The sequence below is a fragment of the Duganella sp. GW821-FHT07F09 genome, from assembly GCF_059418705.1.
The window spans coordinates 46,933-59,646 of record NZ_JBWKQJ010000002.1 but is presented as its reverse complement, the minus strand read 5'-3'; the positions used below and the strand labels follow the sequence as shown (position 1 = coordinate 59,646).

The 12,714-nt window shown below is 62.5% G+C and carries 11 protein-coding genes; 9 read left to right on the top strand and 2 right to left on the bottom strand.

The annotated features are described in order from the left end of the window. The first annotated feature begins 177 nt into the window (after positions 1-177). The 4 genes from AC07P1_RS05360 to AC07P1_RS05345 all read left to right on the top strand — a co-directional run bounded on the left by AC07P1_RS05360 (position 178) and on the right by AC07P1_RS05345 (position 4,149). Entirely contained in the window at positions 178-783 is a 606-nt protein-coding gene (locus AC07P1_RS05360) for a YdeI/OmpD-associated family protein (protein WP_494694830.1), read from the top strand. A 153-nt stretch (positions 784-936) separates the two neighbouring features. Beyond that, entirely contained in the window at positions 937-2,535 is a 1,599-nt protein-coding gene (locus tag AC07P1_RS05355) for a methyl-accepting chemotaxis protein (protein WP_494694829.1), read from the top strand. A gap of 92 nt (positions 2,536-2,627) precedes the next feature. After that, positions 2,628-3,161, top strand: a complete 534-nt coding sequence (locus tag AC07P1_RS05350; protein ID WP_494694828.1) for a GbsR/MarR family transcriptional regulator — start codon at positions 2,628-2,630, stop codon at positions 3,159-3,161. 31 nt (positions 3,162-3,192) lie between these two features. Further along, positions 3,193-4,149, top strand: a complete 957-nt coding sequence (locus AC07P1_RS05345) for a TIGR01777 family oxidoreductase (RefSeq protein WP_494694827.1) — start codon at positions 3,193-3,195, stop codon at positions 4,147-4,149. A gap of 199 nt (positions 4,150-4,348) precedes the next feature. Here the strand turns inward: AC07P1_RS05345 and AC07P1_RS05340 are convergent, their stop codons facing one another. Beyond that, on the bottom strand, positions 4,349-6,064 hold the full coding sequence (locus tag AC07P1_RS05340) for a phosphoethanolamine transferase (RefSeq protein ID WP_494694826.1): 1,716 nt from the start codon (positions 6,062-6,064) through the stop codon (positions 4,349-4,351). Between the two features lie 290 nt (positions 6,065-6,354). Between AC07P1_RS05340 and rpsL the strand changes: the two genes are divergently transcribed. The 5 genes from rpsL (at position 6,355) to rpsJ (ending at position 11,291) form a co-directional block, all read left to right on the top strand. Then, complete coding sequence (gene rpsL, locus AC07P1_RS05335; RefSeq protein ID WP_025603541.1) at positions 6,355-6,738, top strand: 30S ribosomal protein S12; 384 nt, start codon at positions 6,355-6,357, stop codon at positions 6,736-6,738. Between the two features lie 152 nt (positions 6,739-6,890). After that, positions 6,891-7,361: a 30S ribosomal protein S7 gene (gene rpsG, locus AC07P1_RS05330; protein WP_090325819.1), complete on the top strand. Its 471-nt coding sequence runs from the start codon at positions 6,891-6,893 to the stop codon at positions 7,359-7,361. Positions 7,362-7,475: 114 nt separating this feature from the next. After that, positions 7,476-9,581: an elongation factor G gene (gene fusA / locus AC07P1_RS05325; RefSeq protein ID WP_494694825.1), complete on the top strand. Its 2,106-nt coding sequence runs from the start codon at positions 7,476-7,478 to the stop codon at positions 9,579-9,581. Between the two features lie 72 nt (positions 9,582-9,653). After that, positions 9,654-10,844 (top strand): elongation factor Tu, encoded by a 1,191-nt coding sequence (gene tuf / locus AC07P1_RS05320; RefSeq protein ID WP_090325678.1) that lies wholly within the window; start codon positions 9,654-9,656, stop codon positions 10,842-10,844. Between the two features lie 129 nt (positions 10,845-10,973). After that, positions 10,974-11,291 (top strand): 30S ribosomal protein S10, encoded by a 318-nt coding sequence (rpsJ, locus tag AC07P1_RS05315; protein ID WP_005663509.1) that lies wholly within the window; start codon positions 10,974-10,976, stop codon positions 11,289-11,291. Positions 11,292-11,383: 92 nt separating this feature from the next. Here the strand turns inward: rpsJ and AC07P1_RS05310 are convergent, their stop codons facing one another. Then, positions 11,384-12,628, bottom strand: coding sequence for an ROK family transcriptional regulator (locus tag AC07P1_RS05310; protein ID WP_494694824.1), 1,245 nt, complete (start codon positions 12,626-12,628; stop codon positions 11,384-11,386). Positions 12,629-12,714 lie beyond the last annotated feature (86 nt).

The window sequence follows — 12,714 nt, the reverse complement described above, 5'->3', positions numbered from 1 at the left end:
AAGCAGGGGTTGGTTTATGCGGTAGCCGATGACATCGTCTGCGTCGCGGTCTGCCGTTATCACTATTAATGAGCCGGGCGTCCGCCCGAAGACGCGCACTTTCCTCGTTAAACTTCCGGTGCGGCCTGGCGGCTGGAGTATTCTTATCGATCATGCCACCTGATCCCGGAGCCCCGCATGCCCATCCTCGACCCGCGCATCGACGAGTACGTCGCCAACTCGGCCGACTTCGCCCAGCCGATCCTCAACCACCTGCGCCAGATGGTGCATGACGCCTGCCCCGAGGTGGAGGAGACCATCAAATGGAGCATGCCGTTCTTCCTGTATCACGGCATGTTGTGCAATATGGCCTCGTTCAAGGCCCACTGCGCGTTCGGCTTTTGGAAGGGCGATCTGCTGGTGGCGCAGGAGGATGACAAGGGGCGCGAGGCGATGGGCCAGTTCGGCCGCCTCACCTCCGTCAAGGACTTGCCGGCCAAGAAGGCGCTGGCCGGCTACATCAAAAAGGCGATGGCGCTGAACGCGCAGGGCGTCAAGGCGCCGCCGCGCGCCCGCCCCTCGGCGGCGCGCGAATTGCTGGTGCCGGATTATTTCATCGCCGCGCTGGAAGGCAAAGCCGGCGCCGTCGAACATTTCAACGCTTTCCCGCCCAGCGCCATGCGCGAGTATGTGGATTGGCTGACGGAAGCCAAGACCGAGGTGACCCGCCTGCGCCGCTTGGAGGAGGCGGTGGAATGGATTGCCGAGGGCAAGCGGCGCCATTGGAAGTACAAGAACTGTTAAATTAAAACCACCCCACGTCCCGGTTATCCCCGCCGCAACACCATTATGGGTGGGGAAACGCATTTTTCATCGCCCGAATGTCAATTTCTTGGTATATTTCGGATTCACATTATTGCTAAGAGGCAATGATAATTCGATGAATGTGGGGAAATGATGAACAATCTGACTGTGCGGGCGAGTTTGTTGGGTGTGCTGCTGTTATTTGCGGGCATGCTGGTGATCGGAGCGGGGCTCGGTATCTATGCGTTGAAGCAGTCGAACCACGCGATCGCGACGGTACACCAGATCGGCTCGCAGGTCATCGTCATCAACGACGCCTACAAGGATACGACGCGCACCCGCTCTGCCTTGACGCGCGGCTATACCACCGTCAAGGAGGGTGGCAGCAAGGAAGACCGCGACTCGGCATTAGCCAGCGCCAGGAAATCCTACCAGCGCACGCTGGATTTCATCGACAAGTATGAAAAGGCGCCCTCCTATGCGGGCCAGGACGCGCAACTGAAGGCGGGCTTGATCGAGGCCGGCCGCGCCCAGTCCCGCGTGCTCGAGCGCGCCGCCGCCGCGCTGGCGGCGGACGACACCGACACCTACACTGCGATCAACACCAAGGAGCTGACGCCGACCGGCGCCGCCTTCTCGGCCCAGCTGGAGAAGTACCAAAAGCTCAGCGACGAGCAGATCACCGGGCTGATGGACGCCGGCGCGCGCGAATACACGCTGGTCATGTGGCTGGTCGCGCTCGGCCTGGCCGCCGCGCTGGCGCTGGTGGTCGGCGTGCACCTGCTGCTCAAGTCCGTGGTGCTGCGTCCGCTCGAGCGCGCGGTGGCGCTGCTCGACGAGGTCGCGCATGGCGACCTGACCGCCCAAATCGACCAATCCGGCGACAACGAGATCCAGCGCCTGCTGGCGGCGATCCGGCGCATGCAGCAGGATTTGCTGTCGACCGTGTCGCGCGTGCGGCGCGGCGCCGAGGTGATCAACACCGGTTCGCAGGAGCTGGCGGCGGGCAACATGGAACTGTCGTCGCGCACCGAGACGCAGGCCAGCTCGCTCGAGGAGACCGCCGCGTCGATCGAGGAACTGACCAGCACCGTCAAGCAGAACTCGGAAAACGCCCAGCACGCGCGCTCGCTGGTGGAGGAGGCCTCCAGCACCGCCGCCCAGGGCGGCGAGGTGATGCACCAGGTGGTGACGACCATGAACGACATCAACGAATCGTCGCGCAAGATCGTCGATATCACGGGCGTGATCGACGGCATCGCCTTCCAGACCAACATCCTGGCGCTGAACGCGGCGGTCGAGGCGGCCCGCGCCGGCGAGCAGGGACGCGGTTTCGCCGTGGTCGCCAGCGAAGTGCGCAACCTGGCGCAGCGCTCGGCCGCCGCCGCCAAGGAGATCAAGCTGCTGATCGATAAATCGGTGGCCAACATCCAGCTGGGCACCGATCTGGTCGAGCGCGCCGGCACGACGATGAACACGCTGGTGGGCAACGTCCACCAGGTCACGCAGATCGTCGGCGAGATCGCCATCGCCAGCCGCGAGCAGAGCGAGGGCATCGACCAGGTCAACCAGGCGATCGCGCAGATGGACCAGGTCACGCAGCAAAACGCGGCGCTGGTGGAGGAGGCGGCGGCCGCCACGCAGTCGCTGCAGGACCAGGCCGGCGAGCTGGCGCAGACGGTCAGCATCTTTAAGATCGACGCCGGCAGCGCTGCCGCGGGTCCGGCCGGGCGGCGGCTGGCGCTGGCTTGAACCGGGGTTGTCGGGGTCGCGCGCGGATGTCCGCTTGACATCCGGCGCGGGGAATTCTATTATTTCTGTAACGACAGAAATGAAAGAATTCCATGATCCTCGCGCCGACCATCCAGAAATACATCCTGCACTGGGGCGAGATGGGCACGCGCTGGGGCGTCAACCGCACGGTGGCGCAAATCCACGCGCTGCTGTTCCTGTCGAACCAGCCGCTGCCGGCCGAGGAGATCGCCGAGACGCTGACCGTGGCGCGCTCCAACGTCAGCAACAGCCTCAAGGAGCTGCAAAGCTGGGGGCTGGTGCGCATCACCCACCTCGCCGGCGACCGGCGCGACCACTTCGTCGCCCTGCAGGACGTGTGGGAAATCTTCCGCGTCATCGTCGAGGAGCGTAAAAAGCGCGAGATCGACCCGACCCTGACCGTGCTGCGCGAATGCGCGCTCGAGGCGGAGCACGACCCGGCGCTGGAGCCGGCCACCAAGGTCAAGATGGACCAGGTGCTGGCTTTCCTTGAAATGCTCACCGCCACCTACGGCGACTACAAGCACCTGCCGCCGGCCACCATGCAGCGCTTCCTGAAAATGGGCGGCAAGGTCGCGCGCCTGCTGGGCGGCGACGAGCGCTGATCCGACGACCACCAACCCACAAGGCCCTCCCATGACCACTCGCTCCACAGACGACACCGTCTACCAGGCCGCGCGCTTCGGCGACGCCCCGCGCAATTTTCTGGTGACCGGCGCGACCGGCTTCATCGGGCAGCGGCTGGTGAGGGTATTGCTGGCCGACGGTCACCGTGTCACCGTGCTCAGCCGCGACCCGCAGCGCGCCGCCCCGCTGTTTGACGGACGGGTCGAGTGCGTCGCCGCCATGGGCGAGCTGCCGCCGTCGCGCGTGTTTGACGTGGTCATCAACCTCGCCGGTGCGCGCATCCTCGGCTGGCGCTGGACGGCGGCGCGGCGCGCGACCTTGCGCGCCAGCCGCGTCGGCCTGACGCGCAAGCTAGCCGACTGGATCGCCACCGCCGAGCACAAGCCGGCCATGTTGTTGTCGGCGTCGGCCATCGGCTACTACGGCATACAAAAGCGCGGCGACGACACCGTGCTGACCGAGAAGGATGGTCCGCAACCGATGTTCATGTCCGATCTGTGCCGCGAGTGGGAAGAGGCCGCGCAGGCGGCGGAGGCGCACGGCGTGCGTGTGGCCCGCATGCGTTTCGGGCTGGTGCTGGGCACGCAGGGCGCGCTGCCGATGATGCTGCTGCCGATCAAGCTGGGGCTGGGCGGGCCGCTGGGCGGCGGCACGCAGTGGCTGTCGTGGATCCACGTCGACGACCTGATAGGCGGCATCGCCCACCTGTGCCGTGGCGGCGCTGGCGGCGCGTACAACTTCACCGCGCCGGAAGTGCTCAGCCAGGCGCAATTCAGCCGCGTGGCGGCAACGGTGCTGAAGCGTCCCTACGGATTCCCGACGCCGGGCTGGCCGATGCGGCTGGCGCTGGGGGAGCAGGCCGACCTGCTGCTCGAAGGCCAGCGCGTCTTCCCTGAGCGGCTGACGGGAGAGGGCTTCGTGTTCCGCCACCCAACGTTGGACGGCGCGCTGCGCAGCTTGGCTTAATTCCGTGGCTTAACTCCGGGGTCAGGTCCTAATGCCGCTAAGTTAAGCGTTCATCTAAATCACGTAGGGCGGATTAGCGCAGCGTAATCCGCCAAGCTCCGTCGGCGGCTCCTGGCGGATTACGGCGTTCCGCCTGATCCGCCCTACGAACATCACTTAACTTAGCGGCATTAGGACCTGACCCCGGAGTTTATGGTGCTCACTTTTCTTGTTTCAGCGGCTTGCCCTTGTCTATCACTTCGCGGCAGTCGCCTTTGAAGCTGGCGTTGTCGTAGTTGCTCCAGCCGTAGCTGTCGACGTAGCGCTTGTGCGGCTTGAAGCGCTTGTTGACGAAGCTCCATTCCAGCCGCTCGTCGTCGTATTGGATGTCGCCCAGGTCGAGCAGGGTGTGGAAGATGTTTTCCGTCGCCAGCCTGGCCTTGCGGTGGCGTAGCAGTTGCCTGACCTTGTCCGGGTAGCGCTCCCTGTATTCGTCCGAATACCAGACCAGCGCCGGCACGTGGAATTCGAATTGCGTGTTGTGGCCGTGGAAGGCGAGGTTGCAGCTGCCGTCGTACAAGGTTTGGCCGTGGTCGGCGACGTACATCATCGATGTCAGCTGCGCCGTGTCCTTGAGCTGGCCGATCACCTGCGCCAGGAACCAGTCCGTGTACAGGATCGAGTTGTCGTAGCTGTTGTTCATCTCCGGCTTGATCTTGATGTCGGTGTGCGCCGGCTTGTCGATGCCGTACAGCGACGGTTGCCATTTGTCGAAGTCCTTGGGGTAGCGCTGGCCGTAGTTCCAGTGGCTGCCCAAGGTGTGCAGCACGATCAGCTTTTTCGGCGCCGGGTCGGCGATCGCGTGCCGCAGCGGTTCGAGCAGGATCTGGTCGAGGTTGGAGCGGCTTTTGTAGCCGCCCAGGTTCATGAACTGGATCACGTCCGCTTCCTTGGCGAACACCGACACCGGCGTGTCGAACTCGCCGAACGAGATCTGGTTCGACAGCCACCAGGTCTTGAAACCGGCCTCCTTGTAGGCGGTGAGGAAGGATTTCTCCGAGAAGCCTTCCTTCAGGCTTTGCATCGCCGGCTTGCGCGAGATGATGACCGGGATCGATAGCCGCGTCGCCGACACCGCCGTGATGACGTCGCTCAGCGCCACCAGGTTCTGTTCCCGGCGCAGCAGCGGCGTGGTGTCGCGCGCGTAGCCGTTGATGCCCCAGCGGTCATAGCGCGACGATTCGCCCAGCACCATGATGACGATTTCCGGCCGTTCGTTGGCCTCCGGCTGGCGCGCCTGGAAATGGAAGGCGCTGCTGCGCTCGCCGAGGCGCGCCAGGTAGTGGCGCTCCTTGTAGAAGTCCAGCCCGCGCGCCGGCAACCCCAGCGGCCACGACGAGGCGAAGTCGTTCAAACTGAGCGGCGAGCGGCCGTTGGCCGCCAGTCCGCCCAACACCACTAATATAGAGAGCGCGATCCAGCGGCTTTTGCCGCGCCACGCCAGCGCCGGGCCGCGGCGGGCCGCCAGCTGGATCGCCAGCCACCAGCCGAGCACGGCGAGCATGACGCCGGCCATCAGCCAGAGCTTGTTGCCCAGGAATTCCATCGCCTCCTTTGGACTGCTCTCGGCGATGATGCCCAGGTGGTGGGTGGAGATGCCTTGGCCGTAGTACAGGATCAGGTACGTTTCCGTCGGCAGCGCCAGCAGCGCCGGCAGCAGCAGCCAGTGGAACCACGCGGGGCGCTGGAACACGGCCCACACCGCCACCCAGGCCAGCAGTTCGGCGGCGAGGATGCGCCCCAGGTCCGGCACTTGTCGACCAAGCAACAACGGCACGCACGGCACCAGCGACAACAGCAGGTAGCTGGCGAGCACGAACAGCGGGGCGAGGCGTAACAGCGGGGTCGGGGACGGTACGGAGAAGAGGCGGCGCATTCCAAAGGAAAGATGTGTTAATGTTTGCCATTATCAGCCGTTTCCTTGCTTCCGGGCCAGTTTTTAGCGGTCCGCCACGTCGCATGTTGCCGCGAAAAAGTTTGACTGGTCATCGGATCACGTCTATACTCGCGAGTTCTCTATTTAGTCTGCGCATCGTATACGCTGTTTCAGGCCGCTCCCTGTGAGTGGCTATTCGCGCCTCCGCTGCACATTAGATGAGACTAGGTTTTAGTCCCCGGACATGTTGTCCGGGTGTTCAACGTTGTTATTTAGTTGGGTTTAGAACGATGCCAACCATCAATCAACTGATTCGCAATCCACGTGTCGCTCTGACCGTGAAAAGCAAATCGCCGGCGCTGGAAAACAGCCCGCAAAAACGTGGTGTTTGCACCCGTGTGTACACCACCACTCCTAAGAAGCCTAACTCGGCTTTGCGTAAAGTCGCCAAAGTGCGTCTGACCAACGGTTTCGAAGTCATTTCGTACATCGGCGGTGAAGGCCACAACTTGCAAGAGCACAGCGTTGTCCTGCTGCGCGGCGGCCGCGTAAAAGATTTGCCGGGTGTGCGTTACCACATGGTTCGCGGTGCACTGGATACCCAGGGCGTCAAAGACCGTAAGCAAGCCCGCTCGAAATACGGTACCAAGCGCGCCAAGGCTGGTAAGAAGTAATCTGCATTAAAAAAAGTTTTCGCTCGGTGGCAACTAGCTTAGTGAATGTAATCGACCGCAACTGGTCGAGTAAGTGGATGGCTATGATGGCCCTCCGCGAGAGTGCGAATCCCATATCTGCGCACCTCAACTGAAGATTGAAAGGAATTGATATGCCACGTCGTCGTGAAGTACCCAAGCGCGAAATTCTGCCGGATCCAAAATTCGGCAACACGGATGTCGCCAAATTCGTGAACGTTCTGATGCTGTCCGGTAAAAAATCGGTCGCAGAAAACATCATCTACGGTGCCTTCGAGCACATCGCTTCGAAATCCGGCAAAGATCCGCTGGAAGTGTTCGCTACCGCGATCAACAACGCCAAGCCGCTGGTTGAAGTCAAATCCCGTCGCGTCGGTGGTGCAAACTACCAGGTGCCGGTCGAAGTACGCCCAGTGCGCCGTATGGCCCTGTCGATGCGTTGGTTGCGCGAAGCCGCGAACAAGCGCAGCGAAAAATCCATGCCACAACGCCTCGGCGGTGAGCTGATGGAAGCGGCCGAAGGCCGTGGCGGTGCGATGAAGCGTCGCGATGAAGTGCACCGCATGGCTGAAGCGAACAAGGCGTTCTCGCACTTCCGCTTCTAATAAAATCGGCCGGATCCTTCATGGTCCGGCTGTTATCTGTTGTTCGAGGCCGGGCTCATTTTTTATCCAAAAAATGGTGCTCGGTTTTGTCCATTCAAAGATTTAGGAATAACTATGGCCCGCAAGACCCCCATCGAGCGCTACCGCAATATCGGTATCTCCGCTCACATCGATGCAGGTAAGACCACCACCACCGAACGCGTCCTGTTCTACACGGGCGTGAACCACAAGATCGGTGAAGTCCACGATGGCGCCGCCACCATGGACTGGATGGAGCAGGAACAAGAGCGCGGCATCACCATCACGTCGGCCGCGACCACCTGCTTCTGGAAAGGGATGGCTAACAATTTCCCCGAGCACCACATCAACATCATCGACACCCCGGGCCACGTCGACTTCACCATTGAAGTCGAACGTTCGATGCGCGTGCTCGACGGCGCTTGCATGGTTTACTGCGCAGTGGGCGGTGTTCAGCCACAGTCGGAAACCGTATGGCGTCAGGCTAACAAGTACAAAGTGCCACGTCTGGCCTTCGTCAACAAGATGGACCGTACCGGCGCCAACTTCTTCAAGGTCTACGAGCAGATGCGCGCTCGCCTGAAGGCGAACCCGGTCCTGATCCAGATCCCGATCGGCGCCGAAGAAAACTTCAAAGGCGTCATCGATCTGGTCAAGATGAAAGCCATCCTGTGGGACGAAGCGTCCCAGGGCATGAAGTTCGACTACGTCGAGATCCCGGAAGAGCTGGCAGCGTCGGCCGCCGAGTGGCGCGAGAAGATGGTTGAAGTCGCCGCCGAAGCGACCGAAGAACTGATGAACAAGTACCTGGAAGAGGGCGACCTGTCCGAAGCCGAGATCAAGAAAGCGCTGCGCGATCGCACCATCGCTTCGGAAATCGTGCCGATGATGTGCGGTACCGCTTTCAAGAACAAGGGCGTGCAAGCCATGTTGGACGCGGTCATCGAATACCTGCCGTCGCCACTGGACATCGAAGACGTCGGCGGTACCGACGAGGACGAACAGCCGACCACCCGCAAGCCGTCCGACGAAGAGAAGTTCTCGGCGCTGGCGTTCAAGATCATGACCGACCCGTTCGTCGGCCAGCTGGCCTTCTTCCGCGTGTACTCGGGCGCCGTCAATTCGGGCGACACCGTGTACAACTCGGTCAAGGGTCGTAAAGAGCGTCTGGGTCGTATTCTGCAGATGCACGCGAACCAGCGCGAAGAGATCAAGGAAGTGCGCGCCGGCGACATCGCCGCCGCCGTTGGTTTGAAAGACGTGACCACGGGCGAAACCCTGTGCGATCCGACCTCGATCATCATTCTGGAGCGCATGGTCTTCCCTGAGCCGGTGATTCAACAGGCCGTGGAACCAAAGACCAAGGCCGACCAGGAAAAAATGGGTCTGGCACTGAACCGCCTGGCACAGGAAGATCCGTCGTTCCGCGTCAAGACCGACGAAGAGTCGGGCCAGACCATCATCGGTGGTATGGGCGAGTTGCACCTGGAAATTATCGTCGACCGCATGAAGCGCGAATTCGGCGTGGAAGCGACCGTCGGCAAGCCACAGGTCGCGTACCGCGAAACGATCCGCAAAACCTGCGAAGAATCCGAAGGCAAGTTCGTCAAGCAGTCGGGTGGTCGTGGTCAATACGGTCACGTGGTGCTGAAGATCGAACCGCAAGAACCAGGTAAAGGTTTCGAATTCGTTGACGCCATCAAAGGCGGCACGGTTCCACGCGAGTACATCCCTGCGGTTGAAAAGGGTGTGCGCGGTACGCTGAATACCGGTGTTCTGGCCGGCTACCCGGTGGTCGACGTCAAGGTCACGCTGTTCTTCGGTTCGTACCACGATGTGGACTCGAACGAAAACGCGTTCCAGATGGCCGCTTCGATGGCGTTCAAAGAAGGCTGCCGCAAGGCGTCGCCGGTTATTCTGGAGCCGATGATGGCTGTGGAAGTGGAAACGCCGGAAGACTACGCCGGTACCGTGATGGGCGACCTGTCGTCCCGCCGCGGTATGGTGCAGGGCATGGACGAGATCCCAGGCGGCGGTGGCAAGATCATCAAAGCTGAAGTGCCGCTGTCCGAAATGTTCGGTTACTCGACCACGCTGCGTTCCGCAACGCAAGGTCGTGCTACCTACACGATGGAATTCAAGCACTACTCGGAAGCGCCTAAGCACGTTATCGACGCGATCGTCACTGCTAAAGCTAAGTAATTTTCGACTTTTTGCGGGTGGGGGAGATCCTCCCGCCCGCATATTTAAAACATTGTTCTAAGGAAGAATAAAATGGCAAAAGGTAAATTCGAACGGACCAAGCCGCACGTCAACGTCGGCACCATCGGCCACGTCGACCACGGCAAGACCACCCTGACCGCTGCAATCGCTACCGTTCTGTCGAAGAAATTCGGCGGCGAAGCGAAAGCCTACGACCAGATCGATGCGGCACCGGAAGAAAAAGCACGCGGCATCACCATCAACACCGCGCACGTCGAGTACGAAACCGCTGCCCGCCACTACGCGCACGTTGACTGCCCAGGCCACGCCGACTACATCAAAAACATGATCACCGGCGCGGCACAGATGGACGGCGCGATCCTGGTTTGCTCCGCAGCTGACGGCCCAATGCCACAGACCCGCGAGCACATCCTGCTGGCCCGCCAAGTTGGCGTTCCATACATCATCGTGTTCCTGAACAAGTGCGACCTGGTCGACGACGCAGAGCTGCTGGAACTGGTCGAAATGGAAGTTCGCGAGTTGTTGTCGAAATACGAATTCCCAGGCGACGACGTGCCTATCATCAAAGGTTCGGCCCGTATGGCGCTGGAAGGCAAAGAAGGCGAAATGGGCGTTGACGCGATCATGCGCCTGGCCGATGCACTGGACAGCTACATCCCTACGCCAGAGCGCGCAGTCGATGGCGCCTTCCTGATGCCAGTGGAAGACGTGTTCTCGATCTCGGGTCGTGGTACCGTTGTGACCGGTCGTATCGAGCGCGGCATCATCAAAGTCGGCGAAGAGATCGAAATCGTTGGTATCACCGACACCGTCAAGACCACTTGCACCGGCGTGGAAATGTTCCGCAAGCTGCTGGACCAGGGTCAAGCCGGCGACAACGTCGGTCTGCTGCTGCGCGGCACCAAGCGTGAAGACGTACAGCGTGGCCAGGTTCTGGCCAAGCCAGGTTCGATCAAGCCGCACAACCACTTCACCGGCGAGATCTATGTGCTGTCGAAAGATGAAGGCGGCCGTCACACCCCGTTCTTCAACAACTATCGTCCACAGTTCTACTTCCGTACGACTGACGTGACCGGTTCGATCGAACTGCCAGCGGACAAAGAAATGGTTATGCCAGGCGACAACGTGTCGATCACCGTCAAGCTGATCAACCCGATCGCGATGGAAGAAGGCCTGCGTTTCGCTATCCGTGAAGGCGGTCGTACCGTCGGCGCGGGTGTTGTTGCTAAAATCATCGCCTAATTAATTTTGCGTGATTGAAACAGGGTCGGCATGGTGTGATACCATGTCGACCCTTACGCGTTACAACTCGTTCTTTTAAATATTGCTGGCGCTACATAGTTGCCAGTTCGCTCTTTTCAAGGAAAAATCATGTCCGCACCAAACCAGAAAATCCGTATCCGCCTGAAGGCTTTCGACTACAAGCTGATCGACCAGTCCGCACTGGAAATCGTTGACACCGCCAAGCGCACCGGCGCCGTGGTCAAGGGTCCGGTCCCACTGCCAACCCGCATCCAGCGTTTCGACGTTCTGCGTTCGCCGCACGTCAACAAGACCTCGCGCGACCAGTTCGAAATCCGCACCCACCAGCGCCTGATGGACATCGTCGACCCAACCGACAAGACCGTTGACGCGCTGATGAAGCTGGACCTGCCAGCTGGCGTTGATGTCGAAATCAAACTGCAGTAATCGTTATTGAACCGGTGGGCGGGGTCGTTCCCGCCCACGGTTTTTAAGAGCCGGGCCTGTTCGCCAACGCGAGCACGCCCGGCTTTTTTACGTCACGACGCCGGCAACTGCCAGCCGGCGCCCTGGCCGCCGAACGGGCGCATCAGGTGATGCCGCGCCATCGCCGCGCCGCCGATGGCGATGGCGTTGGCGCCGAAGTGCGGCGTGCGGATGGTCGGCGCCGGCAATTGCGTGGCCTCGGCGTAGTCGCGCAGCACTTCGCGCCCGGGAGCCAGGAAGCGCTCGCCGAGGCGCAGCGCGGCGCCGCCGACGACGATGCACATCGGGTCGAACGCCACCCACAGGTTGTTGAGCAGCACGCCCATGTGGCGCCCGGCCGCCTCGACCGCCCGGCACGCGTCCGCCTCGTCCGCCTCGGCCTGGGCGAACAGGCGTTCGAGCCGCTCCGGCCCGCTATCCCCGACGGTGCCCGCCTTGCCCGGCTTGCCATACACCTGGTCCGTCACCGCCCGCATGCCGATCAGCGCGTCGGCGCAGCCGCGCCGTCCGCACGAGCAGGGCGGGCCGCCCTGCTGCAGGATGGTGTGGCCGACCTCGCCGGCGAAGCCGTACAGCCCGGTCAGCAGGCGGCCGTTGACGACGATGCCGGCGCCGACGCCGTAGCCGATGCTCAGGTAGATCAGCGGGTCGGCGCCGACCTCGCCGGCGAATTCGAGTTCGGCCAGCGCGGCGACATTGGCCTCGTTCTGGATGAACAGCGGCAGCCCGGCCAGCGCGGTGGCGGCGCAGCGCGCGCGCAGTTGGCCGACCACGTCGACGTCGCGCCAGCCCAGGTGGGGCGCGTAGCGCAGCATGCCGGTGGTGTCGTCGACCACGCCGGGCACGCCGATGCCCAGGCCGAGCATGGCGCGCCCGGCCAGCGGGCCGCCGGCCGCCGTCATCGCCACCAGCTCGCCGGCGATGAGGCCGACACAGGCGGCCGGGTCGGACAGGTCGGGGTAGGGCAGGGCGCGCTCGGCCAGCACCGTCCCGAGCAGGTCGGTGGCGACCACGCGCGCGCCGCCGACGCCCAGGTCGGCCCCCAGCAACGCCAGGCGGCCGGTGTCGATGCGCAGCGGCGTGGCGCGCCGGCCCAGGGCGCCAGTGGCGACCAGTTCGCTTTCGCTGAGCCAGCCCTCGTCGAGCAGTTCGCGCACCAGCAGGCTGACGGTGGACTTGGTCAGGCCGACCGCCTCGGCCAGCGCGGCGCGCGACAGGCCGGGCGCGCCGCACAGCTGGCGCACCAGCGCCATGCGGTTGATTTGTTTGAGCAACTGTTGGTCGCCGGCGACGATCATGGGTCATGTCTTCAAAGTGGGGGCTGCCGGGGATCATACGCCCGCCGGGGCGGCGGCGGGCGCTTCGCGCCCCATTTTGGCGCGCC

Coding starts and splice junctions, on each gene's coding strand:
- AC07P1_RS05360 (WP_494694830.1), top strand. CDS start 178: ATGCCCATCCTCGACCCGCGCATCGACGAGTACGTCGCCAACTCGGCC.
- AC07P1_RS05355 (WP_494694829.1), top strand. CDS start 937: ATGAACAATCTGACTGTGCGGGCGAGTTTGTTGGGTGTGCTGCTGTTA.
- AC07P1_RS05350 (WP_494694828.1), top strand. CDS start 2,628: ATGATCCTCGCGCCGACCATCCAGAAATACATCCTGCACTGGGGCGAG.
- AC07P1_RS05345 (WP_494694827.1), top strand. CDS start 3,193: ATGACCACTCGCTCCACAGACGACACCGTCTACCAGGCCGCGCGCTTC.
- AC07P1_RS05340 (WP_494694826.1), bottom strand. CDS start 6,064: ATGCGCCGCCTCTTCTCCGTACCGTCCCCGACCCCGCTGTTACGCCTC.
- rpsL (WP_025603541.1), top strand. CDS start 6,355: ATGCCAACCATCAATCAACTGATTCGCAATCCACGTGTCGCTCTGACC.
- rpsG (WP_090325819.1), top strand. CDS start 6,891: ATGCCACGTCGTCGTGAAGTACCCAAGCGCGAAATTCTGCCGGATCCA.
- fusA (WP_494694825.1), top strand. CDS start 7,476: ATGGCCCGCAAGACCCCCATCGAGCGCTACCGCAATATCGGTATCTCC.
- tuf (WP_090325678.1), top strand. CDS start 9,654: ATGGCAAAAGGTAAATTCGAACGGACCAAGCCGCACGTCAACGTCGGC.
- rpsJ (WP_005663509.1), top strand. CDS start 10,974: ATGTCCGCACCAAACCAGAAAATCCGTATCCGCCTGAAGGCTTTCGAC.
- AC07P1_RS05310 (WP_494694824.1), bottom strand. CDS start 12,628: ATGATCGTCGCCGGCGACCAACAGTTGCTCAAACAAATCAACCGCATG.